Here is a 25358-nt window from a genome sequence, read left to right on the forward strand (position 1 = left end):
GTTCCGCCGGCGCACCCACCGGTACCCCGGGGATCCCGGATGGGTGCCGGACTGCATTCTGCCGCACCCGGTCCCGGCCGCCACCCGGACCGCGCCGGCCCTGCGGGACGACCGCCGAAGCTGCTACAGATCGTCGTGGTGGGACCCGGTCAGCGGCGGACGGCCAGCGCGGTGGAGGCGACGGTCGCGTCGACCGCGTTGAGCAGTTCGGCCAGCTCGGCCGGCAGGAGCCGTCGGCTGGCGGCGATCCGGTCCAGCACGATCGCCCGGTTGGTGGGCAGCAGCGCCCGGACCAGGCCGGCGGCCCGGACCAGTCCGGCCAGCGTGGCGGTGCGCGGGTCCAGCGGTTGTTCGGAGCGTTCCAGGATGGCGTTGAGGCGTACCCGGGGTCGGGCCACCCGGTTCGGGTCCAGCCCGGGCCAGCGCACCGTCATGCGGAGGCTCAGTCCGCGCCCGGTCATCCGGCGTACCGCACCGGCGCTCACCAGCCGGTCGCCGACGTGCTCCCGGACCCGGGGCGCGAGGAACTCCAACCACGAGCGGGCCGGATGCCCGTCGCCGCGACGTACCATCTCGCCCAGCACCCGATCGGTCACCGGCTCGCGCCAGGCCCGGTCGTCCGAGACGTAGACGTGGGAGCGGGCGAGCGTGATCCGCCCGTCGAACAGAAGCTCTCCGAGCAGCGCGCCCGCGAGTGCGGCGTTCACCAGGATCGCCGCCGCGAGCGGTTTGCCGCTGTAGTCGTCGTGCGCGATGAGGAACAGGTCGTCGGCAAGCCGCTCGGTGGGGGAGCCCGCGTTGTTGGTCATCCATCATCCTCGGCCGGCCGGCGTGCCGGGTCGGTCACCGCTCAGTGTCGATGCAGGACGGTACGGCATGAGCACTGTCCGTTCAACCCGCCCCTGCCCTGCGTGTTCGATACTGTGATGCGTCGATCTCTTGTCGCGCGGCGTGGTCGCCCATACCCTCTCCGGTGTCGCCCGAGTCCCTTTTCGTCCCCTTACCGAGGGAGACCGAGATATATGTCAGCCAGTTCCGCTTCGGATACCGGCCTGCGCTGGGGACGGCTGGGCACGGTGCATCTCGTCTTCTTCACGGTCGCGGCGTCCGCCCCGCTGACCGTGCTCGGCGGTGGCGTGACCACGATGTACGCGGTCAGTGGCAACGTCGGCGCCGCGTTGTCCTACGTCCTGCTGGCGGGGATCCTGGCCGTGTTCGCAGTCGGCTACGCCGCGATGAGCCGGTTTGTCAGCAATGCCGGGGCGTTCTACGCGTACATCGCGGGCGGGCTCGGGCGGGCTGCCGGCGTCTCCGGTTCGTTCGTCGCGCTGGCCGCGTACAACGCCATCCAGATCGGCCTGTACGGGTTGTTCGGCGCCGTCGTCGGCGACTTCATGGCCACGAAGTTCGGCGTCGAGCAGGCGTGGTGGGTGTGGGCGCTGATCGGTCTGCTGGTGGTCGGGGCACTGGGCATCCTGCAGGTCGACCTCAACGCCACCGTCCTCGCGGTGCTGCTGCTCCTCGAATGTCTCGCGGTCGTCGTCTTCGACGTGGTGTCCCTGGGCAACCCGGCGGGCGGCAGCGTCAGCCTCGCCGGCCTGGATCCGGGCAACCTCTTCGCCGCCGGACTGGGTGCCGTACTCGCGCTGGGAATCGCCTCCTTCACCGGGCTCGAGTCCGGTGCCATCTACAGCGAGGAGGTCAGGGACCCGCGTCGTACGGTGGCCCGGGCGACCTACATCGCGGTCGCCTTCACCGGTGGGTTCTACGCGCTGTCCGCCTGGGCGTTGACCGTGGCGACCGGGCCGGAGAACGCGCAGGCCGCCTCGGCCGGGGCCGGTCCGGAGGTGGTCTTCGGCATCCTCGCCGAACACGCCGGTACGACGGTCTCGGACGTCGTCTACCTGCTCTTCGTCACCTCGGTACTCGCCGCCCTGCTCTCCTTCCACAACGGAGTGGCCCGGTACCTGTTCGCGCTGGGCCGGGAGCGGGTGCTGCCCGCGTACCTCGATCGCACCGGGGTCAGGACCGGTGCACCCGTGACCGGTTCACTGACCCAGTCGGTCCTGGCGCTCGGGGTGGTGGTCGCCTTCGTACTGGCCGATCGGGATCCGGTGGTCGACCTGTTCACCTGGCTCAGCGGCGTCTCGGCGGTGGGTGTGGTGCTGCTGATGACGCTGACCTCGGCCGCGGTGGTGGGCTTCTTCCGGCGCCGCCCGGAGGGCGAGGTCAACACGTGGCAGCGGCTGGTCGCCCCGGCCCTGGCCACCGTGCTGCTCTTCGCCGTACTGCTGGTGCTGGTGGTCAACTTCGACGCGCTGCTCGCTCCGGGCAGCCCCCGCTACCTGGCCTGGCTGCTGCCGGGAGTCACCGTGGTCGCCGGACTGGCCGGACTCGCCTGGGGACTGGTGCTCCGCTCGACCCGGCCGACCGTCTACGCGGCCGTCGGCCGGGGCGCGGCCGAGCGGACGGCCACCGAGGAGGAGGCCGAAGTCGCCGTGAACCGCTGACGGATCCACCCGCTCGGGTCAGCCGAGCGCCTGCCACCAAGCGTCCACCGGGGGCGGCTGGTCCACCACCACCCGCTCACCGGGGCGCGGCACCGCCAGCCGTACGCCCCGGGCCTTCGCCTCCCGCCACAGCCGGTCGACCGGATCGGTCCAGGCGTGCGGGGCGAGGGTGAAGGTCCCCCAGTGCACCGGAATGAGGAGGTCGCCGCGCAGGTCAAGGTGCGCGGTGATCGCCTCCTCGGGCACCATGTGGATGTTCGGCCAGGCCACGGCGTAGGCGCCGATCTGCATCAGCGTGGCGTCGAACGGGCCGTACCTGGCCCCGATCTCCGCGTAGCCGGCGAAGTAGCCGGAGTCGCCGGAGCAGAACACCCGGCGGTGCCGGCCGGAGATCACCCAGGAGCCCCAGAGGGTACGGTCCCGGACGAGCCCGCGTCCGGAGAAGTGCCGGGCCGGGGCCACGGTGAAGTCCAACCCGGCCACGGTCGCCCGTTCGGTCCAGTCCAACTCGACGATCCGGTGCGGCGGCACGCCCCAGCGTTCCAGGTGGGCGCCGACGCCGAGGGGCACCAGGAACGGTGCCGACTGACCGTGGCGCAGCGCGCGTACCGTCGCCATGTCCAGGTGGTCGTAGTGGTCGTGTGAGATCACGATGGCGTCCAGCCGGGGAAGTCGGTCCAGCGGTACCGGCACCGGGTGCAGCCGCCGGGGACCCAGTCGGGCCGATGGCGAGCACCGGTCGCTCCAGACCGGGTCGAGCAGCACCCGACGGCCCTCGATCTCGATCAGGGCGGACGCGTGGCCGTACCAGATCACCCCGAGCTCGCCGGCCGGCGCCGACGCCGGCGGGGCGGCGCCCGGGACGATCACCGGAATGCTGCCGGCCGGCCGTCGGGGCTGGCCGCCGAGGACCAGGTCGCGGAGCATTTCGCGGCCGGTGCCGGGCACCATGGTGCGGGTGTCGACCGGATTCCGGAACGCTCCGGCACGGAACTGGGGGGAGCGGCGTACCCGGTCGGCCCGGGCGCCGCCGGGGAGCCGCCCGAGGGCGGCGGGCACGTCCCGGACCGCCCAGGCCGCCACGGCGAGCCCGGCCATCGCGAGAGCGCCGAGCGCCCGCCGCCGACGGCGGGCGCGGGCGCTCGGCGCGGAGAACCCGCCCCGTTCTGGTTCCGTACGCATCGGCCGTCGCCCCCTCGTCTTCTGCGAGGGTACGCCGGAGCCGGTGCCGACCTCTCCACCTCCGCCCGGCGCCGTCGCCGGATGCTCGACTCGGCTGGCCGGGTGCTCGGCTCGGCCGGCGGGAGGCTCGACTGGCCGGGTGCTCGGCTCGGCCGGCGGGAGGCTCGACTGGCCGGGCGCTCGGCTCGGCTGGCCGGGGGCTCGGCTGGCTCAGCCGCCGTTGGTCGGCCGGTACGTGGTGGCCTTCCGGGCCGGAACGGACGTGTTGCGCAGCCCGTCCACCGCAGCGAGGAAGCCCGGTCCCATCGCGGCGCGGGCCTGCACCGCCGGGTGGGTGGCGCCGAAGTTGTCCGGGTCGGCCTGCCCGTCGGCGAACAGGACGTAGGTCAGCACCGGGGCGCCGGCCGGATCGAAGATCAGCCCGGCCTCGTGGCGGGCGTTGCCGAACCAGCCCGCCTTGGTCGCGATCCGGGCCCGCTCGGCCGAGGACATGGTGCGGCGGATGCCGTCGGTGAACGCGATCGGGGCACGCAACTGGTTCAGCAGGAAGGTGGTCGAGGTCGCCGAGAGCAGGGTGCCCCGGACCAGCGCCTGGAGCAGGTCGTGGGTCTCCCGGGCGGTGCTGGTGCCGAGGAAGAACCGGTTCGGGTTGGCGACCGGCTCGACCTGGGTCTTCGGGAAGCCCTTGGCGACCAGGATCTGGTTGAGTTCGGCGGCCGGGCAGACCAGCCCGCAGAGCCGGACGGCGGTGTCGTCCGAGACCGTGAGCAGCGCGGCGAGCGCGTGTCCCAGGGTCACCGAGCTGGGGTACGCGCCGTCCAGGCTGAAGATGCCGTCCCCGCCCGGCACCACGATCGCCGAGGTGACGTCCACCCGCTGGTCCAGGCTGAGCAGGCCCCGGTCGACCTTGTCGAGTACGGCGGTGGCGACCGCGATCTTGTTGACGCTGTACGCCTCGACCACCGTGTCGGCGTTCTCCCGGACGGCGGGCGTCGGGGTGGGCCCGGTCCCGCTGGCCACGCTCAGGTACGTGTACCAGGTGCCACCGGCCCGTTCCTTCTCCCGCCGGTAGATCGCCGCGACCTGGTTCCCCCGGTACCGGGAGTCTTCCACGGCCCCTCCTCCGGTGCTCGGTGCGGCCATCGCCGGGCCGGCGGCTCCGAGTACCACGCCTGCGGTGGCAACGGTGCCGATACCCAGTGCGGTCCTGCGATTCAGCGTGCTTCCCACGTCGATCTCTCCCCTCAGAGGTCGTTCCGCCTACCGGCGTCCGGCGTGGGTCGCTGCCCACGCCGCGGTTGCCAGAGTTGCGGCTTGCCGACCGGTAACAATAGGCGAGTCCGGATCGGTCCGGGTAGCCGCGCAGGTCGGCCGACTGGGTCGAGGGGCGCGGCGGTGTATCGACTGGGTACCGCCGCCGGTGGATCGGGAGGGTCAGGTGCCCGGAGCGCCGTCGCGGTCGCGGATGGCCCCCAGATAGTCGCGGTTCAGCCGTCCGATGCTGGTCAACGGGATCCCCTTCGGACAGACGGCCGTGCACTCGCCGATGTTGGTGCAGCCGCCGAATCCGGCCGCGTCGTGCGCGTCGACCATCCCGACGACCCGGGTGGAACGCTCCGGCTGGCCCTGCGGCATCAGGCTCAGATGGGTCACCTTCGCGGCGGTGAACAGCATCGCCGAGCCGTTCGGGCAGGCCGCGACGCAGGCACCGCAGCCGATGCAGGCGGCCGACTCGAAGGCCGCGTCCGCGTCCGACTTGCGGACCAGTTGGGCGTGCGCCTCCGGGGCACTGCCGGCCGGCGCGGTGATGTAGCCGCCGGCGGCGATGATCTGGTCGAAGGCGGTCCGGTCCACGACCAGGTCCTTGACCACCGGGAACGCCTTGGCCCGCCAGGGTTCGATGTCGATCGTCTGGCCGTCGGAGAAGTGTCGCATGTGGAGCTGGCAGGCCGTGGTGGCCCGCTCCGGCCCGTGCGCGACGCCGTTGATGACCATGCCGCAGGCGCCGCAGATCCCCTCCCGGCAGTCGTGGTCGAAGGCCACCGGCTCCTCGCCGTCGAGGGTGAGCCGTTCGTTGAGCACGTCCAGCATCTCCAGGAACGACATGTCGGGGGAGACGTCCGGTACGGGGTAACTCACCATCCGACCGGAGTCGTCCGGCCCGGACTGCCGCCAGATCCGCAGGGTGAGGTTCACTTGTAGCTCCGCTGGGTGGGGTGTACGTACTCGAAGTCCAGGTCTTCCTTGTGCAGTACCGGTGGGCGGTCGGCGCCGGTGAACTCCCAGGCCGCCACGTAGCTGAAGTGGTCGTCGTCGCGCTGTGCCTCGCCCTCGGGGGTCTGGCTCTCCGCCCGGAAGTGCCCGCCGGCCGACTCGGTACGGTGCAGCGCGTCGACGCACATCAGCTCGGCCAGTTCGAAGAAGTCGGCGACCCGGCCGGCCTTCTCCAGCGCCTGGTTGAGTCCCTCGCCGTCGCCGGGCACCTTCACCCGCTGCCAGAACTGCTCGCGGAGACTGCGGATCTCGGCCAGTGCCTTGCGCAGTCCGGCGTCGCTCCGTTCCATTCCACAGTGGTCCCACATGATCTGGCCCAGTTCACGGTGGAACGAGTCGACGGTCCGGTCGCCGTCGACCGCGAGCAGCCGGGCCAGCCGGTCGGCGACGTCGTTCCGGGCCGCCGCCACCTCCGGATGGTCGTCGGAGAGCGGCGCGAACGGGCCGGCGGAGAGGTAGTCGGCGATGGTGCTGGGTAGGACGAAGTAGCCGTCGGCCAGCCCCTGCATCAGAGCCGAGGCGCCGAGCCGGTTGGCGCCGTGGTCGGAGAAGTTCGCCTCACCGATGACGAACAGCCCCGGGATGGTGGACTCGAGGTCGTAGTCGACCCAGAGGCCGCCCATCGTGTAGTGCACCGCCGGGTAGATCCGCATCGGTACCTCGTACGGGTCCTCGCCGGTGATCCGCTGGTACATCTCGAAGAGGTTGCCGTACCGGTCGGCGATGGTGGACCGGCCGAGTCGGTCGATCGCGTCGGCGAAGTCGAGGTAGACGCCGAGCCCGGTCGCGCCGACGCCCCGGCCGGAGTCGCAGACCCCCTTGGCCGCACGGGAGGCGATGTCCCGGGGGACCAGATTGCCGAAGGACGGGTACATCCGCTCCAGGAAGTAGTCCCGCTCGTCCTCCGGGATCTCCCGGGGCGACCGGTCGTCGCCGGCCCGCTGCGGCACCCAGACCCGGCCGTCGTTGCGCAGCGACTCGCTCATCAGGGTCAGCTTCGACTGGTGGTCGCCGGAGACCGGGATGCAGGTCGGGTGGATCTGCGTGTAGCAGGGGTTGGCGAACAGCGCACCCTTGCGGTGTGCCCGCCAGGTGGCGGTCACGTTGCAGCCCTTGGCGTTGGTGGAGAGGTAGAAGACGTTGCCGTAGCCGCCGGAGGCGAGCACGACGGCGTCGGCGTACTCGGTGGTTATCTCGCCGCTGACCAGGTCCCGGACCACGATGCCCCGGGCCCGGCCGTCGACCACGATCAGTTCCAGCATCTCGTGCCGGCTGTACATCTCCACCCGGCCCAGCCCGATCTGCCGCTCCAACGCCTGGTACGCCCCGAGCAGCAACTGCTGGCCGGTCTGGCCTCGGGCGTAGAAGGTCCGCTGCACCTGGGCGCCGCCGAACGAGCGGGTGTCGAGCAGTCCGCCGTACTCCCGGGCGAACGGAACGCCCTGGGCCACGGCCTGGTCGATGATCTCGACCGACACCTCGGCGAGCCGGCGTACGTTCGACTCCCGGGACCGGAAGTCGCCGCCCTTGACGGTGTCGTAGAAGAGCCGCTGGATCGAGTCGCCGTCGTTGCGGTAGTTCTTGGCCGCGTTGATGCCGCCCTGGGCGGCGATGGAGTGGGCCCGGCGCGGGCTGTCCTGGTAGCAGTAGGACTTGACCCGGTAGCCCAGCTCGCCGAGCGTGGCGGCGGCCGAGCCGCCGGCCAGCCCGGTACCGACCACGATCACCGTGAGCTTGCGCCGGTTGGCCGGGTTGACCAGCTTGGCGCCGAACCGGCGGCGCTGCCAGCGGGTCTCGATCGGCCCGTCCGGGGCCTTGCGGTCGGCGATCGGCTCGCCATAGCTGAAGAGTTCCATAGTCAGCGCACCAATCCGGCGATCACGGCGAAGGGAACGACCAGGTAGCCAGCGCAGAGGGCGACGCTGAAGCCGAGCGCGACGGCCCGGGCCCGGCGCTCGCCCCGGGGGGTCTGCTGGCCGAGGCTGCGGAACGCGCTGAACAGCCCGTGCCGCAGGTGGAAGCCGAGCGTCACGATCGCGACGGCGTAGAACAGGGTCACGTACCAGCGCTCGGGTGCGAAGTCGGCGGCGACGTTCGCGTACGGCCGGCGCGGGTCGCCGACCGGGTTCAGGTCACCGGTGGTCAGGTCCAGCAGGTGGTAGACGACGAACAGCGCGATGATCACGCCGCCCCAGCGCATCGTCCGGGCCGCGTAGCTGCCCTGCACCTTGGGGCGGTGCGCGTACCGGACCGGCCGGGCGGCCCGGGCCCGCCGGGCCAGGACGGTGGCCGACCAGATGTGCGCCACCAGGGCGATGCCGAGCACCGATCGCTGGATCCACAGGTACCAGGTGTCCGGCAGTACGGGGGAGCCGATCGTCCGCAGCCAGTGCGCGTAGTGGTCGAACGACGTGGGGCCGACGAAGATCTTGAGGTTGCCGAGCATGTGCGCGATGAGGAAGAGCACCAGGAGGATGCCCGTCACCGCCATAACGGCTTTCAGGCCGATGCTGGATCGGATCGGCGACCGCGTACCTACCGCTGCTGTCACCCGATAAACGCTAGGAGACCTCTGATTAGTCGTCCAATGCATCGAAGGCTCAGTGTTGATAGCCGTAAGCTATTCAGGTGCAGCTCCATCAGTTGAAGTACTTCGTGGCGGTGGCAGAAACCCGGCATTTCACCCATGCGGCGGACATTGTCGGCATCACCCAGCCGTCGTTGAGTAAGCAGATTCACGTCCTGGAGGCGGACCTCGGTGCCCCGCTCTTCGAACGGATCCGGGGCAACATCGGCCTGACGGCGGCCGGGGAGGTGCTGCTGCCGCTCGCCAGACGGATCCTCGCCGATGTCGACACCGCCCGGCGGGAGGTCCAGGAACTCGTCGGGGTACGTCGGGGCCGGGTCCGGCTCGGCGCCACCCCCAGCCTGGCCACCTCGCTGGCCCCGGCGGTGCTGCGCCGGTTCCGGGACGCCCATCCGAACGTCGACCTGCGGGTCGAGGAGAGCGGCTCCCAGGACCTCGTCCGCGACCTGTTGCGCGGTGAACTCGACCTGGCGTTGATCATCCAGCCCGGGCACGGGCCCGACCCCGCGCTGCGGGCCGAGCCGATCCTCCGGGACAACCTGGTGGTGGCCTCGCTCAACCCGTTGCCGATGACCGACCCGACCGGCACGGTACGGCTGAGCGACCTGCGCGACCAGCCGCTGGTGATGTTCCGACAGGGCTACGACCTGCGCGACGCCACCATCCGGGCCTGCCGGGAGGCGGGCTTCGAGCCGTCGCTGGCGGTGGACGGCGGCGAGATGGACGCCGTACTCAGCTTCGTGGAGGCGGGACTGGGCGTGGCCCTGGTGCCGGGCATCGTGGTGGCCCGCCGTCCCCGACTCTGGGTCACCCCGCTGGCCCCGCCCGGGGTGCACCGGACGATCGCGCTGGCCCGACGGCGGGAGGTGGAGCCGACCCACGCGGCGCGGGCGTTCCGGCGGATCCTGCTGGACTACGTCCGCACCGCCGCCGAGAACTCGACCCTGCCCGCCGGAGTGACGCCCTACTGACCCAGTCGCTGCCGGGCGAGAAACCGGGGTACGACCATCCGCCACGCCTCGCTCACCAACTCGGTCATGTGCCCGTGGTCGAGCCGGTCGAGATGGCAGCACACCCAGTTGAAGCGCAGGTCGGCGGTGGGAGGCAGGAGGAACAGGTCCGGCTCGGCGGCGATGAGCGCGGCACGTTCCTCCTTCGGGTACCCGAAGCCCATCGTCGACTCGTCCCGGGAGAAGGCGACGTACACGATGGAGCCGACCCGGAACTTCACCCGGTCGCGGATCAGGTGCTCGGTGGTTCGCGGCAGCGTACGGGCCAGCGCTCGTACCTCGGCGACGGTAACCATGCCCACACGCTAGTGCGGGGGACCGACGGCTTTCGTCGGCGACGTATTGACCTCAAGTCCGCTTGACGTTCGACACTGGGCGAGATCGTGTCGGCGGCCGTCGACACGCAGCCCTGCCGTGACGGTACTGAGGTCGGAGGTGGTCAACGATGCGGGTGATCGAGGTGGCGCGGTTCGGTGGACCGGAGGTGCTCGTGCCGGGCGAGGCCGCCGATCCGGTGGCCGGGGCCGGCGAAGTCGTGGTCGCGGTCGAGGTGGCCGACGTGCTGTGGCTGGAGACGATGGTGCGCGGCGGGCACGGCGGCGAGGTGTTTCCGGTGCAGCCGCCGTACCGGCCCGGGGTGGGTGTCGCCGGCACCGTCGCGGCGGTCGGTCCGGGCGTCGATCCGGGCTGGGTCGGTCGGCGGGTGGTCGCCGCCACCGGCTATCAGAACGGATACGTCGAACGGGCGGTCGTGTCGGCCGACGGCCTGGTGGCCGTACCCGACGGGGTCGACCTGCGGAACGCGGCGGCGGTCCTGCACGACGGTCTCACCGCCCTGGCACTGGCCGACATCGTCAAGATCACCGCAGGGGACCGGGTGCTGGTGACGGCGGCCGGTGGTGGCCTGGGCGCCATCCTCGTCCAGCTCGCGTCCGCAGCCGGCGCGACCGTGGTGGCGGCCGCCCGGGGCGCCGCCAAGCTCGACCGGATCGGCGAACTCGGCGCCGACGTGTTGGTCGACTACTCCACGCCGGACTGGACCGACCGGGTCTGGGACGCGACCGGGGGCCTCGACGTGGTCCTGGACGGTGCCGGCGGAGACTACGGGCGGGCCGCGTTCGATCTGGTCAGGGCCGGCGGCCGGTTCTCGGCGCACGGCACTCCCGCCGGCGCGTTCGCCACTGTCGATCCGGACGTTGCCAAGGCCCGGGACATTTCTGCGACCGGCATCGAGGCCGTCCAGCTCCGTCCGGAGCAGGCCCGTGGCTACCTGGTACGGGCGCTCGACGAGGTGGCGGCGGGTCGGATCACTCCACTGATCGGCCAGACCTTCCCGTTGGAGCGCGCCGCCGACGCCCACGCCGCGATCGAGAACCGCACAGCGGTGGGCAAGACACTGCTGCTGATCTGAGCCCGCCGTCGTCGCGGCGCGGCGCGTCGCGACGACGACGGCCCGGCGGGACGGTCGGCTCGGATCAGAAGACGGTGCCGACGTCGCGGGCCACCACGTCGTCGAGGCAGCGCTCGGCGAGCGCGGCGATGGTCAGCGCCGGGTTGCAGGCCGCGGTGGAGCCGGGGACCAGGGCACCATCCACGACGTACATCCCGGGATAGCCGGCCACCCGGCCGAAGCCGTCGCAGGCCTGGCCGAGGACCGCACCGCCGAGCGGATGGAAGGTGTACGCCTCCAGCCCGTTCATGTCCAGCAGCCCGTACGGCGCGGCGGCGGCCAGCGAGAGCAGCCCGTCGAGTACGCCGATCCCGGTCGGCGGTGGCACCGGGCCGGGCGTGCTGGACGCGGTGACCAGCTGCCGCAGGGCGGCCCGGATCGCCCGCTGGGCGGCGAGGTCACCGTCGGGCGGCCAGATCAGCCGGACGTCGTCGGTCAGCGGAACGTACTCGAAGCGGCCGACCGGATCGCAGATCCCGAATCCGGGTACCGGCATCGCGTGGGTCTCCACCGGAAACGGCGTCGGTCCGAACTCGATGGTGACCGCGTTGTCCGGATCGTCCCAGCGCATCACGGCGACGCTGGTCGGGCCGCCCTGGTACGCCCCGGTCGGCTCGGGCACCAGCGCCCGCAGGTAGATCCGTGAGCCGTTGTTGCCCCAGTGCCGGCCGACCTGGTCTGACAGCCTCGGCAACGCCCCGCTGTCCCGGGCCCGCACCAGCATCCGGGAGGTGCCCATCGAACCGGCGGCGAAAAACAGCGCGTCACCGGTGAGTACCACGTGCTCCAGCAGGTTCCCGTCGGCGTCGATGTGCCGGGCCCGGACGACGTACCGGCCCTGCGCGTCGGTCGACACGTCGGTCACCACGTGCAGCGGCCTGACCTCGGCCAACCCGGTCGCCTCCGCCCAGGCCAGGTAGTTGCGGTCCACCGAGGTACGCGCCCCGCTGTTGATCCCGGTCAGGTACTCGCCGATCGACGCCGAGGGCACCGCGTTCCCGGCGAGTTCGTCGCGGACCACGGACCAGTCGCACGCCTCGTCGATCCGGCCGGCCGGCAGTCCGGCCCGGCGCGCCTGGTCGAGGAAGAGCCGGGTGCCGGCGTACCGCTGGTGGGCCAGGACGTCGTCCGGAACGGTGCCGACCCCGATCCGGGACCGGGCCCGGGGGTAGTAGCGGTCGTTCATCTCCTGGTAGTCGACCCCGGCGGGCATCACCCGGTCGAACACCGCCTCGGCGGGTTGCAGCATCACGCCGTCGACCAGGGAGAGGCCGCCGACCCCGGCACCGGTGATCACGTTCATGCCCTGCCCGACGATCTTCTCGAACAGCCCCGCGTACGGCCGGTACACCGTCGGCGGCATGCCCGGGTAGACCGGTGTCGGCGTGAACCACGACGACCTGCGGTCGGGACTCAGGAACGGTGGGAAGGTGTCCCCGGCCGGGGTGATCGGCCAGCGTCGACCCCGCTCCAGCACGACGCTGCGTACGCCGGCCTCGGCCAGCCGGTACGCGGCGACCGCCCCGCCGTACCCGCTGCCGATCACGATCACCCGGTGCCGCTCCTCGACGGTCCGGACGGCGGCCAGCCCGGCGGCAGCGGCGGCGACGCCAGCGGTGAGTCCGAGGAAGTCCCGGCGGGTGAGGTCGGTGGCCACGAACGTCCCCGTCCAGTAGAAGGTCGGCGGGGGAGAGGGCGGGCCCTCGCCATGAGCAACAGTGTGACCCGTCGATGGGTACCCCGCACGGCGAGCGGATCGGGGGACGCCGGTCAGCCGGGCTCTACACTCCCGACGGGAGGGAAGACATGATCGATCAGCGGATGGTCGACCGTCGGTGGTTGCAGGCGGCGATCGACATGTCCCGGCTCTGCCCCGCCACCGTCACCGCCTACGCGGTCGGCGCGATCGTCGTCGACCGGGACGGGACCGAGTTGGCCCGGGGGTACTCCCGGGAGACGGGTCCGTTCCTGCACGCCGAACAGCAGGCTCTGGCCAAGCTCGACGGCATCCCGCCGGACCTGTCCGGCGCGACCATGTACTCCTCGCTGGAGCCGTGCACCACCCGCGGCTCCTTCCACCGTACGTGCACCGAACTGATCGTCGAGGCGCGGATCCGACGGGTCGTCGTCGCGATGCGGGAACCGCCGGTCTTCGCCGACTGCGTCGGGATCGAACTCCTCGGGAAGGCCGGTATCGAGGTGACCGTGCTGCCCGAGTTCGCCGGGCAGGTCAAAGCCATCAACGCCGCCGTCATCGCCACCGCTCCCGGCGCACGGGCGCCGTCCACCGGCTGAAACCCTCGCAAGGTGCCGAACCGGGGGCCGGAAGCCGTCCGGCTCCGGCTGTCCGTCGGGAGGCCGGCAGGAATTTCGCGCCGACCGCCTAACCGACCCCGTGGTACGCCGATCCCGGGTCGATCCGCATCGTCCGTTCTCGTGGATCCGGGGTGAGCCACCCGGTGGCGTTCTCGTCGGGAAGCAGCGCCGCCCAGTCGATGTCCTGACGGGACGCGACGGCCCGGCCGAGCAGCAGGACGAAGGTCCAGTCCTCCTGTCCGGTCCGCCCGCACCAGGCACGACCGCGTACGCACGGCCGCGCGGCGTCCAGATCGAACTCTCCGGCGACCAGGCCGTCGCACCAGTGGTGACGCAGCCGGGCATCGTCGAGGCCGGCGAACTCCCGGCAGAGTCGACGTTCCAGCCTGAGCCAGTAGTCCGCCTCGTCCAACTCGTCACCTCCGCCGGCCGGTGCCCCGAAAATGTCGGAGTGTCGGGTCAGGATCGTACGGACGGGGTGATGCCGCTACTCGGGCCCACCGGATGAGGATGCGACAGCGGGGAGGTCTTGGACGTGGTCGACGACGGCGGATGGTCCATGATGGGCTGGCAATCGTGGTCAGAGCCGGCCGAGGTCCGGGCTCGGCTCGCCGCTGGCGCCGACCCGGACGGAGACGTACGCGGCCTGGGCGGCCCACTGCACCAGGCGGCCGAGTGGGGCTCCGCCGAGGTGGTCGCGGAACTGGCGAGCCTGGTCGGGGACGTCGACGTGGAACACGAGGGTCGCACCGCGCTGTGGATCGCCGTCCAGGCCGACAAGCCCGACAACGCCCGGGTGCTCGTCGCGGCCGGCGCGGACCCGTGGCGGTCGATGATGGCCGGCTGGTCCCCCGGGCGGCTGAGTCTGGTCAGCCGGACGCCGGATCTGTTTCCGGTGCCACCCGCAGCATCCGGCCTCTCGCCGGCCGAGTCCGCCGCCGTCGCCGACGCGCACCGGCTGCTCGACGCGCTCGGCGACTTCTATTACGACGGACTGAGCCTGTGCTGCGTGCGCGGCATCGACGCGGCCGAGGCCGTACGACGGCTGGAGGCCACCGTCATCGAGATCGAGGGGGACGATCCGGAGTCCGTGCTCGAGGACCTGTCCGATCGCCGGTTGAACCAGCAGGCACTGCTGACGGTCGGTGTCACCGACGTACCGGGTGGCTGCATCGTCAGTCAGCCGTGGGCGTACGGGGCGTCGACACCGCGCGTGACCAGGCGGCTGTCGGTCGGCACGGTCAGCTACGCGATGTATGCCAATCCGAAGAGCGGCAACCAGGGCAGCATCGGCCGGAACGGGGTCCTCACCGACTGGGACCTGCACCCCGGCGGCGGATGGTCCGGCGCCGACGAGCCGGCCGAGGAGATCCTGCGGACGTACCTCTACCGGCACAGGGCCATCGCCTACTGCTGCGCGTACGCCGACCTGAAGCCCACCGGCGCCCGCCCCATCACCGGCCCGCCCGACCTGTGGCTCGAACTGCCGCCCCGCGACTACTGGTCGCTGAACGACTGACGATCCGGTCGTCCCGATCACCTGCCAGCCGGTGGCGGCTCCGCCTACAGCACCTGGGACAGGAACTGTCGGAGCCGCTCGCTGCGTGGTGCCTCGAAGAGTCCGGCGGGTGGACCGGCCTCGACGACCCGGCCACGGTCCATGAAGACGACCTGGTCGGCGACCTGCCGGGCGAATCCCATCTCGTGGGTGACGACCACCATCGTCATCCCCTGCGAGGCCAGGTCCGCCATCAGCGACAGCACGCCCTTGACGAGTTCCGGGTCGAGCGCCGACGTCGCCTCGTCGAAGAGCATCACCCGGGGCGACATCGCCAACGCCCGCGCGATGGCCACCCGCTGCTGCTGGCCACCGGAGAGCCGGCCGGGCCGTACGTCGGCCTTGTGCCGCAGGCCGACCACGTCGAGCTGGCGTAGCGCCAGTTCGGTCGCCTCGTCCCGGGAGAGCTTCCTGAGCTGGCGCAGCGCGAGGGTGACGTTGCGCAGCACCGTCATGTGCGGAAACAGGTTGAACTGCTGGAAGACCATCCCGATCCGCTGCCGCAGCGCGTCGGGGTCCTGGTCCAGCACGCTCACCCCGTCGAGCAGCACGTCGCCCCGGTCCGGCTCCAGGAGCCGGTTGATCGTCCGCAGCAGGGTGGACTTCCCGGACCCGGACGGGCCGATCACGCAGGCGGTCTCGCCGCGTCCGACCTCGAGGTCGATGCCACGCAGGACCTGGTTGCGGCCGAAGGCCAGGTGTACGTCCCGGGTCGCCACGCTGACCGACTCGTAGCCGTCGCCGGCCACCGCCGTCCCCACCCCGCTCTGCTGGCTGACGTCAGGCATTCGTCGCTCCTCTCCCGGTGGCGGGCAGCCCGGTCTGGCCGGCCAGCGCCACCGGATCGTCGGGATCGGAGTCGGACTCCGGGCCACCGTCCCGCCCGTCCCGCAGTCGCCGGTCGACCCAGTTGACCAGGTGGGTCAACGGCACCGTGATGGCCAGATAGAACAGCCCGGCGAGCAGCAGCGCCGACTCGTTGCCGGTGTTCGCGGCGTAGTCCTGGCCGATCCGGAACAGCTCCCGCTGGCTGGCCACCAGGCCGAGGAAGTACACCAGGCTGGAGTCCTTGATCAGGGCGATCAGCTGGTTGACCCAGGCCGGCAGGACCCGGCGTACGCCCTGCGGGATGATCACCAGACGCATGGCGGCACCGTGCGACAGCCCCAGCGCCCGGGTCGCCTCCAGTTGGCTGGCCTCCACACTCTGGATGCCGGACCGGAAGATCTCCCCGATGTACGCCGCCGCGATCAGCGACAGCGCCAGGATGCCCAACGGGTACGGGTTGGGGCCCCACCAGGCGAGCCCGAGGGGCGCCAACCCGACCCCGATCAGCAGGATGGTGACGGCGGCCGGCAGGCCACGGAACACGTCCGTGTAGATCCGGGCCGGCCAGCGCAGCCAGCGGCTCCGAGACAGGCCGGCGATGGCCAGGAGCATGCCGAGCAGCGTTCCCAGGATGGCCGAGATGAGGGCCAGCAACAGGGTGTTGCGCAGCCCGACCGTGAACATCTCGGGTAGCGACTCGCGCATCGACTCCAGGTCGAAGAACGTTTCCCACAACGTTCTCAGGGTTTCCATCGCCTCGCCTCTGGTTGTCTCGGGTCCGTCCGTCCGTCAGCCGGCGGGCGTGGCCGTCGGGGCGGTGGGGGCCGCGGACGTACCGGCCGGACCTGCCGAACCGGCCTTGACCGGCGGGTACGCCACCGTGCCGCTACCCGGCTTGAAGGTGTCCGGAATCGGCCGCCCGGGGTAGTACTGGTCCTGGAGCCGGGTCCAGGTCCCGTCCTCGATCACCTGGTCGAGTCCCTTGTCCAGCGCCTCGCGCAGCGCGTCGTTGCCCTTGGCCACCACGAAGGCGGTCGGAGCCGAGCTGAGCTGCTTCTCGACGAGGATGATCTTTCCGCCACTGTCCTGTGCGGACTTCTCGCCGATCTCGGCCGGTGCGATCCAGGCGTCCGCGGTCTTGGCCTTGAGCTGGTTGATCGCGCCGTTGTAGTCCGGCACCCGTACCGGGTCCAGCCCCTCCTTGGTCGCGTAGTCGTCCTGCACGGTGCCCTGCACCACGACCACCCGCTTGCCCTTCAACTCGGCGAAGCTCTTGATCGGCGAGCCGGCCGGTACGTCGAGACCGAAGTAGCCGAAGTCGTACCCGTTGCCGAAGTCCACGGTCTTCTTCCGGGCCTCGGTGATGGTGACGGACGAACTGCCGGCATCGAACTTGTGGTTGTTGACCTGCGAGAGCAGCGCCGAGAAGTCGGTGCCGACGAACTCGACCTTCAGCCCCAACTTGCCGGCGACGGCGGTCATCAGGTCGTTGTCGAATCCGGTGAACTTGCCGTCCTTGAGGTACACGTTCGGCGGGGCGTCGGTCAGGGTGCCGACCCGCAGGGTGCCGGCCTGTAGCAGGTCGTACGGGTTCTCGGCCGCGTCGGCGGACGAGCCCCCGCCGCAGGCGGCAGCGGCACCGAGCAGTGCGAGGGCGGCGACTCCGGAGAGCAGGCGGGCGGAGACAGTTGTGATGCGCATGTACGGAAACTCCATGAAATGTCCGGCGACAACTACGCCGACGGCTGCCACGGCCGGTGAACGGCACGGGCAGCGGGCGACAAAGCGGCCGGGAAGGGTGATTACGAGAGGTGGTCGGTTACCCGCCGACCGGCGGCTGCGGTCAGTCCCGGCCGGGACAGAGCATGGTGCTGGTCCGGCAGAGATCGACATGTCGACGCCACCGATGCCAGGTGACGTGCAGCCGGCTGCTCCGCTCGGCACTCGTCGTACGCACTACAGGTACCTCCATCGATCCTGGCGGTAGCACCCGCACCCACAATCGGGGGGTTGCTGCGACGTCAACGAGCCAGGTCTCTCGGTCGCTCTGGATGGCCGGACCCGAGCATAGCCACCCCGTACCGGACATCCCACCTGCCCAGCCCCGCCTGTGGTGCGCGCCACGTGCGGCGCCGAGGCACTCAGAAGTGTTAGGAAGGGGCCCTTCTTCTACAGAAAGCGATAGGAAGGGGCCCTTCCTTACCCCTCGGCCACGTCCATCGCGCGGTAGATGCGCTGTTCCGAGATCGGGTACGGGGTGCCGAGGGCCTGGGCGAAGACGTTGACCCGTAACTCCTCGATCATCCAGCGGATCTGGCGTGCCGCGTCGTCGTTGCGGCGGGGTGGGGGAAGGGCGGCGAGCATGTCCCGGTACTCCTGCTGGACCTGCTCGATCCGGGCCTGTTGTTCCCGGTCGCGTTGCGGATTCTGCGGAAGCCGGTCGAGACGCCGTTCGATGGCGGTGAGATAGCGGGGCAGGTCGGCCAGCCGGGCGTAGCCGGTCTCGGTGACGAAGCCTCGGTGCACCAGCGCGGAGATCTGGGCCCGGATGTCGGTGAGGGCGGCGACCAGGGGCAGGCTGTTGGTCCGGGTCAGCCGCTGCTCGACCGCGTAGGCCGTGGCCAGCACCCGACGTACCCGGTCGACGACCTCGATCGTGGTGTCGACCAGATCCGCCCGGACCCGGTCCCGTAGCGCGGCGAAGCCCTCGGCGTCCCAGGCCGGGCCACCCGCGTCGGCGATCAGCTTGTCCACGGCCGCATCGGCGGCGTCCTCGAGCAGGTCGACCACGCTGCGGTGCGGATTGCGGCTCAGCGCCAGCTTGGCCTCGTTGGAGAGCCGGCCCTGGAGGAACTTCGCCGGTGCGGCCAGGCCGATTCGGAGCAGGCGCCGGGTACCGGCCCACATCTGGGCGCGCTGCTCGGCCTCGGACTCGAAGACCCGTACCGCGACGGTGTCCCCCTCGTCCACCAGCGCCGGGTAGGCGGTGACCAGGTAGCCGGTCCGGTTCTGCTCGATCGACCGGGGCAGGGTGCCGAGGCTCCACTCCCGCAGGCCCTGCCGTTCCACGTCGGGCGCGGCGGCGGCCACCATCCTGCGTACCTGGGTGGTGAGTTGGCGTTGCAGCGCCGGCAGGTCCTTGCCCTCGGCGACCGTCTTCTGCTCGTCGCCGACCACCCGGAAGGTGGGCCGCAGGTGGGCCGGCAACCGCTCCGGCTCCCAGGCGTCCCGGGGGACCGTGACGCCGGTCATCCGGCGCAGCTCCCGGGTCAGCGCGTCGAGCAGCGGCTCCCGACCGGGCGTGATCGCGGCCAGCGCCGCCCGCGCGTAGTCCGGCACCGGGACGAAGTTCCGGCGTACGGCCTTCGGCAGCGACCGGAGTAGCGCGATGACCAACTCCTCACGCAGTCCCGGTACGTGCCAGTCGAAGTCCTCGGCGGTCACCTGGTTGAGCATCGGCAGCGGGATGTCGATGGTCACGCCGTCGGTCTCGGTGCCCGGCTCGAACCGGTACGTCAGCGGCAGCGCCACCCCGTCCGAGTGCCACTCGTCGGGGTAGTCCGCCGCCTCGACGCCGCCCCTGCCCTGGTTGACCAGCATCTGCCGGTCGAAGGTGAGCAGCTCGGGCTGGTCCCGGCGGGTCCGCTTCCACCAGCTGTCGAAGTGCCGGCCGGAGACGACGTCGGCGGGCAGCCGCTGGTCGTAGAAGGTGAACAGGGTCTCGTCGTCGACCAGGATGTCCCGGCGCCGGGCCCGGTGCTCCAGCTCCTCGACCTCGTCGAGTAGCGCCCGGTTGTCGTGGAAGAACCGGTGCGGGGTCTGCCAGTCGCCCTCCACCAGCGCGTGCCGGATGAACAGCTCGCGGGACAGCGCCGGGTCGATCCGACCGAAGTTGACCTTGCGGCCGGCGACCAGCGGGATGCCGTACAGGGTGACCTTCTCGAACGCCACCACGGCGGCCTGCTTCTTCTCCCAGTGCGGCTCGCTGTAGCTGCGTTTCACCAGGTGCGGAGCCAGCGCCTCGACCCACTCCGGCTCGACCCGCCCGGCGACCCGGCCCCACAGCCGGGACGTCTCGACCAGTTCGGCGGCCATCACCCAGCGCGGCGGTCGACGGAACAGTGCCGAACCGGGGAAGAGGCCGAACCGGGCACCCCGGGCACCGAGGTACTCGTTCTTCTGGGCATCCTTCAGACCCACGTGCGAGAGCAGTCCGGCGAGCAGCGACTGGTGGATCCGGTCCGTGTCGATGTCGTTCGCCGGCTGCTCGCTGCCATCGGCCGTACCGCCGTCCGTGGGCCGCTGGTCGCCGCCGCGCTGGTCGCCGCGCCGGCCGTCGCCCGCCGGCCGTTCGGCGTCGTTGGGCCGGCCGTCGCCCGCCGGCTGCTCCACGCCGCCGGGCCGGCCGTCCGTCGGCCGGGCGGCCATGCTGCGCAGTACCTGCCGGAGCTGGCTGTTGATGTCCTGCCACTCCCTGACCCGCAGGTAGTTGAGGTACTCGGCCTTGCACATCCTGCGGAACGCGCTGGACGACAACTCCTTCTGCTGGTCCTTGAGGTACCGCCACAGGTTCAGCAGCGCGGAGAAGTCCGACTCCTTGTCGGTGAACCGGGCGTGCGCCTGGTCGGCCTGCGCCTGCCTGTCGGCGGGCCGCTCCCGGGGGTCCTGGATGGACAGCGCGGCGGCGATCACCATCACCTCGGCGGCGCAGCCGTTCCGCTCGCCCTCCAGCACCATCCGGGCCAGCCGGGGGTCCACCGGCAGCTGGGCCAGCCGGCGGCCCAGCGGGGTCAGCCGACGACCGGGCTCGTCCCCGGTCGCCGCCTCCAGCGCGCCCAACTCCTGCAACAGGGCGACCCCGTCGGCGATGTTGCGCCGGTCCGGCGGATCGATGAACGGGAAGGCGGCGATGTCGCCCAGCCCGATGGCCGTCATCTGGAGGATGACCGACGCGAGGTTGGTCCGGAGGATCTCCGGGTCGGTGAACTCGGGGCGGCCGAGGAAATCCGACTCGTCGTACAGCCGGATACAGATTCCGTCCGAGGTACGTCCGCAGCGTCCCTTGCGCTGGTTCGCCGACGCCTGCGACACCGGCTCGATCGGCAGCCGCTGCACCTTCAGCCGGTGGCTGTACCGGGATATCCGGGCGGTACCCGGGTCGACGACGTACTTGATTCCGGGAACGGTCAGCGAAGTCTCGGCGACGTTGGTGGCCAGTACCACCCGGCGGGCCTGGTGCGGCTGGAACACCCGGTACTGCTCGGCGGTGGAGAGCCGGGCGTAGAGCGGCAGGATCTCCGTCCCGCGTAGCCCCGGTCGGTTCTGCACCAGCTTGGCCAGGGCGTCGGCGGTGTCCCGGATCTCCCGCTCCCCGCTGAGGAAGACCAGGATGTCGCCGGGCCCCTCGGCGGCGAGTTCGCCTACCGCGTCGCCGATCGCCTGGATCTGGTCCCGGACGTTGTCCGAATCGTCGTCGGAGTCGTCGGACTCGTCCGAGTCCGCCACCTCGACCAGCGGCCGGTAACGGACCTCCACCGGGTACGTCCGGCCGGACACCTCGACCACCGGCGCCGGCTCGGCATCGGTCCCGAAGTGCCGGGCGAAGCGGTCCGGGTCGATCGTCGCCGAGGTGATGATCACCTTGAGGTCCGGCCGGCGGGGCAGCAACTGCCGGAGGTACCCGAGGATGAAGTCGATGTTGAGGCTGCGCTCGTGCGCCTCGTCGATGATCAGGGTGTCGTACTGCCGTAGCATCCGGTCCTGCTGGAGTTCGGCGAGCAGGATCCCGTCGGTCATCAGCTTGACCAGCGTCCCGTCGCCGACCTGGTCGGTGAACCGGACCTTGTATCCGACCGCTCCGCCGAGTTCGGTGCCGAGTTCGTCGGCGATCCGGTCGGCCACGGTACGGGCGGCCAGGCGTCGCGGCTGGGTGTGCCCGATCAGGCCGCGTACGCCCCGACCCAGTTCGAGGCAGATCTTGGGCAACTGGGTGGTCTTGCCGGACCCGGTCTCGCCCGCCACGATCACCACCTGGTGATCCCGGATCGCGGCCAGCAGGTCGTCCTTCTTCTCGCTGACCGGTAGCCCGGCCGGATAGGTGATCACCGGCACGGCGGCTCGACGGCGGGTCAGCCGCTGCTCCGCCGAGGCGACCTCGGCGACGATCTCGGTGGTGGCGGCCTCGCGTCGGCGCGGGTCGCGGATCTTGGGTATCCCGTCGATCCGCCGCTGGATGCGGCGCTGGTCCCGAAACATCAGCTCGGGCAGCCGGGCCCGGAGCTCGGCGAGATCGGCAACGGGTGCGGCGGGGGAGGGCGGCGTCGTGTGCATGTCGTCGCCAAGGATAGGCAGGCCGGGGCGGCGGATGCCCGCGAGTTATCCACGTTCCGGCGCGGGCTGCCCGGGTTGGGCCCGTGCCGGCGGGGGCCGATCACTGCCCCAGGCGGTCGGCAGGCGGTACGACCAGCCCGGCTGCCAGTCGAAGGGGGCGTCGACCAACTCCGCCAGCGACCTGCCGTGCAGCAGGTGCTCAAGGGCCCAGCGGTTCGCCGAGTGCGCCACCACCAGTACCCGGGTCCCGTCCCAGCCGGCCGCCAGGTCGCGCAGAAATCCGTGGGTCTGCGCGACCACCTGCCGATAGCTCTGTCCACCGGGAAAGGGCTGGTCGAGGTGCCGGCTGCGCAGGCCGGCCAGCTCGGCCACGGGCATGCCGTTGAGCTCGCCGTAGTCGCATTCCCGCAGCCGGGTGTCCCGGTGCACCGGCAGCTCGCGGAGTGGGAACGCGATCTCCACGGTCTCGACCGCGCGACGCAGATCGGAGCAGAAGACCACCTGGAAACCGTCGTCCCGGCGTCGTTCGCCCAGCTCGTGGGCGCACTGCCGGCCGTAGCCGGAGAGTTCGCCGGGCAGCCAGCCGGTGGCCAGCCCGGCCTCGTTGTCGGTGGTCACCGAGTGGGTCTCGTAGACGATGTCGACCGCCATGGACCCAGCCTGCCAGTCGTGCCGGTGCCGGAATGCGCCAATGCCGTACCCCGGTGCCGTACCCAGGCGGCCGACGGTGGTCGTCGCGGGGGGAGCCGCGACGACCACCGTCGGGGCCACGACCACCGATGGGCTACGCGGCGGTGGACCAGATCGCGGTGAAGGCGGCGGCCTCACCGGCCAGCCAGCGCTCCACCTGGTCGGCGCGGACCGCCGGATCGCGGTGGTGTGCGACACCCCGGCGTACGTCGACCAGCACCGGATCGGCACCGGGTAGCACCTGGTCCATCTGCCGGTTCATCAGGTGCAGGGTCGCCAGCAGCGCCTCCTGGCTCGGTGGCTGCTCGTCGAAGTGCAGCCGGACGGCCTCCCGCCGCCCGTCGTCGTAGCGCAGTCCGAGGTGCGGATTGATCTTCACCGGCAACTCGCCGACCATGCCCAGGGCGTCATGGGTCTGCGCGAGTTCGACCGTCGAGAGGTCGCCGAGCGAGTGCAGGAAACTCACCGTGCCCGGAACCAGCGTCTCGTAGAGCGGGCGCCAGCGCGGCTTGACCACGTCGACGATCTCCGCCAGGTGTCGGCCGCCGGTCCGGAAGGCGATGTCGGCCTTCAGCGCCTTGACGAGCTGGCCGTGCGGGTTGAAGCCGGAGCGGCTCGCCCGCTGCTTGCGAAGGCCGCCGACGAAGTTGGCCTTGGCCGGACCGGTGCGGTCGACGTAGCGGGTGAAGGCGAGCAGGGTGGCGTAGGGCAGGGGGGCGGGAGAAGGTGCGGTGGAGACGGGCTCTGGCACGGCTGTCCTCCCAGTTCAGAAGCCGTTTTAGTACACCCATTCTAATTGATTCACGCCGCTTCGACCAGCCCAAAACGGTCATTTCGATGTGCCGCGTTCGCCCGAACCTTGTGGAGTCCGGACCTACTTGGAGGGTCTGCGGCTCGGCGACGTTGAGACCTTCGGTGTGGTAGGCGTGGAGCAGGGTTGATAACTGCGCCAAACGATCTGCATCCGGTCGCGGTCGGTGATCTTGGCGAGGGCGGTGGCGAGGCGCCTCTTGCCGATGTAGCACCACGGGCACAGGATGTCCGCGTATATCTCGACCTTCATGGGTGCCTCATTCGATGGGCAGCGGTGGATGCTGCACATGCTCGGGTGAGTCGGGTTCAGGCATCGGTCTGCTGTGGGCCGGGACCGACCTCACGGACGACGACGTAAGTGGGGTTGCCGCTCATGCGAGGTTCGGCCTTGCCGGACAAGCCGCCCAGGGCCTTGCCGATGGCCGCCATCCGGCCTTCGGTGTCGGAGGTCGCCACAAAGTTGCGGTAGTCCGCCTCGCTTGCCCAGTGCACGATGTTGTAGACGCGGGTGCCGTCGTTGCTGACGTGGAACCGGGCCGACAGGTAGCCGGGATAGAAGCGGACCCACTGCTCCTGAATATCGGCGAAGGCAGCCACGAGTTCACGCTGCGTGTCAGGTCCATCGACCGTGTAGTCGATGATCGAGTAGAAGCCGGTGTCAGTACTCATGTGCTCTCCGTCGATGGAGTGTCAGAGATCTGGTCCAGGCTTGGATCTTGCAACCCCAAGACGGCTTGAGGTCAAGAGCGCGATCCGGTGCGGCAGCCGGTTGGCGTTCCATCGGGCGAGTACTTCGCCCGGGACCACAATTGACTTGGCGCAAGTCTTGTCTCAGGATAGTGAGACAAGACTTGCGACAAGCTGGGGAGGCCGCCATGCCGAGGAAGGTGCGTCCGACGGAGCTCGAGATAGCCCGTCTGTGGTTGGCCGCGCGCGGCCTGGCCGACGTCACGCCGACACCGATGCTGGCGGCGCGCCTGACGGTCCGGCGACGTGCGCGGCTGGCCGCTGCCGTCCTGCCGGCCGCGTTCCTCTGCGCGACTGCCCTCGTCTACGTCTCCGCCTTGCCGATCCGTCCCGCGGAGGACGGGTTCGGGACGCAGCGGCGCTGGGCGCTGGCGGTGCTGACGGCGCTGGTGGCCGGGTTGGTGCTGGGCCTGTCGCTGCTGGACCGGTGGGTGCGGCGGGTCGATCAGCAAGCCGGCGCGGAGTTGCCGCGTCGGGCGACCCACTCCGTCCGGCCCGGCTGGCGAATCCGTGGAACACGGGCTGGCTCGTCTTCATGATCCTGAGCGTCATCGCGCTCGTCCTGATCACGGCCTGGGACGGGCGGAGCGCCCTGGCGGCCCAGCACGGCCCCAGCGCCCGGTGAACCGCATGATCGTCATCGACTCGGCCTCGCCCGTCCCACCGTTCGAGCAGCTCCGCGCCCAGCTCGCCGGGCAGATCCAGGAGCGCACACTGGCCGTGGGCACCCGGCTGCCGACCATCCGCCGCCTGGCCGCGGACCTCGGCTTGGCGGTCAACACGGTCGGCCGGGCCTACCGGGAACTGGAGAAGGCGGGGCTGATCGAGACCCGCGGTGCGGCCGGCTCGTTCGTGTCCGCAGCCGGCGAGCAGGGACGCGAACGGGCAAGCCGCGCCGCTGCCGAGTACGCCGCCGTCATCGCCGGTCTCGGCATCGACACCACCGAGGCCGTCCGCATCGTCCAAGCGGCGCTGACCCAGGGCGTTCCAGAGGTCGGCTGAACGTCGGGAAGACCTCCATCTCCTGGGCGGTGAGTTTCAGAGCCACCCTCAGGCTGGCTGT

General features: G+C 70.9%; 25 protein-coding genes and 1 riboswitch. Of the genes, 7 read left to right on the forward strand and 18 right to left on the reverse strand.

Features of this window, described 5'->3' with window-relative positions:
- Positions 1-149 precede the first annotated feature (149 nt).
- On the reverse strand, positions 150-809 hold the full coding sequence (locus tag H4W31_RS21720) for a GOLPH3/VPS74 family protein (protein ID WP_192768329.1): 660 nt from the start codon (positions 807-809) through the stop codon (positions 150-152).
- Between the two features lie 213 nt (positions 810-1022).
- Here H4W31_RS21720 and H4W31_RS21725 point away from each other — a divergent pair, with 213 nt between their 5' ends.
- Positions 1023-2510 (forward strand): APC family permease, encoded by a 1488-nt coding sequence (locus H4W31_RS21725; protein ID WP_192768330.1) that lies wholly within the window; start codon positions 1023-1025, stop codon positions 2508-2510.
- A gap of 18 nt (positions 2511-2528) precedes the next feature.
- Here the strand turns inward: H4W31_RS21725 and H4W31_RS21730 are convergent, their stop codons facing one another.
- From H4W31_RS21730 to H4W31_RS21750, 5 genes are all read right to left on the reverse strand, one after another.
- On the reverse strand, positions 2529-3608 hold the full coding sequence (locus tag H4W31_RS21730; protein ID WP_192772292.1) for an MBL fold metallo-hydrolase: 1080 nt from the start codon (positions 3606-3608) through the stop codon (positions 2529-2531).
- 294 nt (positions 3609-3902) lie between these two features.
- Positions 3903-4922 (reverse strand): serine hydrolase, encoded by a 1020-nt coding sequence (locus tag H4W31_RS21735; protein ID WP_404825607.1) that lies wholly within the window; start codon positions 4920-4922, stop codon positions 3903-3905.
- A gap of 204 nt (positions 4923-5126) precedes the next feature.
- The gene (locus tag H4W31_RS21740; RefSeq protein ID WP_192768331.1) at positions 5127-5888 is read right to left on the reverse strand and encodes a succinate dehydrogenase/fumarate reductase iron-sulfur subunit; all 762 of its coding nucleotides are present in this window, start codon (positions 5886-5888) and stop codon (positions 5127-5129) included.
- Positions 5885-7822, reverse strand: coding sequence for a fumarate reductase/succinate dehydrogenase flavoprotein subunit (locus tag H4W31_RS21745; RefSeq protein WP_192768332.1), 1938 nt, complete (start codon positions 7820-7822; stop codon positions 5885-5887). Before H4W31_RS21745 ends, H4W31_RS21740 begins: the two co-directional genes overlap by 4 nt.
- 2 nt (positions 7823-7824) lie before the next feature.
- Positions 7825-8517, reverse strand: a complete 693-nt coding sequence (locus H4W31_RS21750) for a succinate dehydrogenase cytochrome b subunit (RefSeq protein ID WP_318783332.1) — start codon at positions 8515-8517, stop codon at positions 7825-7827.
- Positions 8518-8588: 71 nt separating this feature from the next.
- Here H4W31_RS21750 and H4W31_RS21755 point away from each other — a divergent pair, with 71 nt between their 5' ends.
- Entirely contained in the window at positions 8589-9524 is a 936-nt protein-coding gene (locus H4W31_RS21755) for a LysR family transcriptional regulator (RefSeq protein ID WP_192772294.1), read from the forward strand.
- Here H4W31_RS21755 and H4W31_RS21760 read toward each other — a convergent pair.
- On the reverse strand, positions 9518-9859 hold the full coding sequence (locus H4W31_RS21760; protein WP_192768334.1) for an MmcQ/YjbR family DNA-binding protein: 342 nt from the start codon (positions 9857-9859) through the stop codon (positions 9518-9520). The genes H4W31_RS21755 and H4W31_RS21760 overlap by 7 nt on opposite strands.
- A 149-nt stretch (positions 9860-10008) precedes the next feature.
- Between H4W31_RS21760 and H4W31_RS21765 the strand changes: the two genes are divergently transcribed.
- Complete coding sequence (locus H4W31_RS21765; protein ID WP_192768335.1) at positions 10009-10974, forward strand: zinc-binding dehydrogenase; 966 nt, start codon at positions 10009-10011, stop codon at positions 10972-10974.
- Positions 10975-11038: 64 nt separating this feature from the next.
- On the opposite strand, the gene H4W31_RS21770 is transcribed toward H4W31_RS21765, so the two are convergent.
- Positions 11039-12670, reverse strand: coding sequence for a GMC oxidoreductase (locus tag H4W31_RS21770; RefSeq protein ID WP_192768336.1), 1632 nt, complete (start codon positions 12668-12670; stop codon positions 11039-11041).
- A gap of 152 nt (positions 12671-12822) precedes the next feature.
- Here H4W31_RS21770 and H4W31_RS21775 point away from each other — a divergent pair, with 152 nt between their 5' ends.
- On the forward strand, positions 12823-13308 hold the full coding sequence (locus H4W31_RS21775; RefSeq protein WP_404825724.1) for a deaminase: 486 nt from the start codon (positions 12823-12825) through the stop codon (positions 13306-13308).
- Positions 13309-13396: 88 nt separating this feature from the next.
- Here the strand turns inward: H4W31_RS21775 and H4W31_RS21780 are convergent, their stop codons facing one another.
- Positions 13397-13741, reverse strand: coding sequence for a hypothetical protein (locus H4W31_RS21780; protein ID WP_192768338.1), 345 nt, complete (start codon positions 13739-13741; stop codon positions 13397-13399).
- 147 nt (positions 13742-13888) lie between these two features.
- Here H4W31_RS21780 and H4W31_RS21785 point away from each other — a divergent pair, with 147 nt between their 5' ends.
- Complete coding sequence (locus H4W31_RS21785; RefSeq protein ID WP_192768339.1) at positions 13889-14848, forward strand: ankyrin repeat domain-containing protein; 960 nt, start codon at positions 13889-13891, stop codon at positions 14846-14848.
- A 44-nt stretch (positions 14849-14892) separates the two neighbouring features.
- On the opposite strand, the gene H4W31_RS21790 is transcribed toward H4W31_RS21785, so the two are convergent.
- From H4W31_RS21790 to H4W31_RS21825, 9 genes are all read right to left on the reverse strand, one after another.
- On the reverse strand, positions 14893-15675 hold the full coding sequence (locus H4W31_RS21790) for an amino acid ABC transporter ATP-binding protein (protein ID WP_192768340.1): 783 nt from the start codon (positions 15673-15675) through the stop codon (positions 14893-14895).
- Entirely contained in the window at positions 15668-16468 is an 801-nt protein-coding gene (locus H4W31_RS21795) for an amino acid ABC transporter permease (protein ID WP_192768341.1), read from the reverse strand. The genes H4W31_RS21790 and H4W31_RS21795 overlap by 8 nt, the downstream gene beginning before the upstream one ends.
- 36 nt (positions 16469-16504) lie before the next feature.
- Positions 16505-17416: an ABC transporter substrate-binding protein gene (locus tag H4W31_RS21800; protein WP_192768342.1), complete on the reverse strand. Its 912-nt coding sequence runs from the start codon at positions 17414-17416 to the stop codon at positions 16505-16507.
- A 142-nt stretch (positions 17417-17558) separates the two neighbouring features.
- Complete coding sequence (locus tag H4W31_RS43810) at positions 17559-17687, reverse strand: hypothetical protein (RefSeq protein WP_264084080.1); 129 nt, start codon at positions 17685-17687, stop codon at positions 17559-17561.
- Positions 17681-17773, reverse strand: a riboswitch (SAM riboswitch). Its footprint overlaps the gene before it by 7 nt.
- A 141-nt stretch (positions 17774-17914) precedes the next feature.
- The gene (gene hrpA / locus H4W31_RS21805) at positions 17915-22045 is read right to left on the reverse strand and encodes an ATP-dependent RNA helicase HrpA (protein WP_192768343.1); all 4131 of its coding nucleotides are present in this window, start codon (positions 22043-22045) and stop codon (positions 17915-17917) included.
- Between the two features lie 45 nt (positions 22046-22090).
- The gene (locus H4W31_RS21810; protein ID WP_192768344.1) at positions 22091-22696 is read right to left on the reverse strand and encodes a histidine phosphatase family protein; all 606 of its coding nucleotides are present in this window, start codon (positions 22694-22696) and stop codon (positions 22091-22093) included.
- A 133-nt stretch (positions 22697-22829) separates the two neighbouring features.
- A complete protein-coding gene (locus H4W31_RS21815) occupies positions 22830-23486 on the reverse strand; it encodes a hypothetical protein (protein WP_192768345.1) in 657 nt (218 codons plus the stop codon).
- A 123-nt stretch (positions 23487-23609) separates the two neighbouring features.
- A complete protein-coding gene (locus H4W31_RS21820; protein WP_318783333.1) occupies positions 23610-23837 on the reverse strand; it encodes a DsbA family protein in 228 nt (75 codons plus the stop codon).
- 17 nt (positions 23838-23854) lie between these two features.
- On the reverse strand, positions 23855-24217 hold the full coding sequence (locus H4W31_RS21825) for an antibiotic biosynthesis monooxygenase (protein ID WP_192768347.1): 363 nt from the start codon (positions 24215-24217) through the stop codon (positions 23855-23857).
- Positions 24218-24423: 206 nt separating this feature from the next.
- Here H4W31_RS21825 and H4W31_RS21830 point away from each other — a divergent pair, with 206 nt between their 5' ends.
- Together H4W31_RS21830 and H4W31_RS21835 are read left to right on the forward strand one after the other, a co-directional pair.
- Positions 24424-24834: a hypothetical protein gene (locus H4W31_RS21830; protein ID WP_192768348.1), complete on the forward strand. Its 411-nt coding sequence runs from the start codon at positions 24424-24426 to the stop codon at positions 24832-24834.
- Positions 24835-24925: 91 nt separating this feature from the next.
- Complete coding sequence (locus H4W31_RS21835) at positions 24926-25297, forward strand: GntR family transcriptional regulator (protein ID WP_192768349.1); 372 nt, start codon at positions 24926-24928, stop codon at positions 25295-25297.
- The last annotated feature ends 61 nt before the right edge of the window (positions 25298-25358 follow it).

It is taken from the genome of Plantactinospora soyae, from assembly GCF_014874095.1.
In the GTDB taxonomy this organism is placed as follows: Bacteria; Actinomycetota; Actinomycetes; order Mycobacteriales; family Micromonosporaceae; genus Plantactinospora; species Plantactinospora soyae.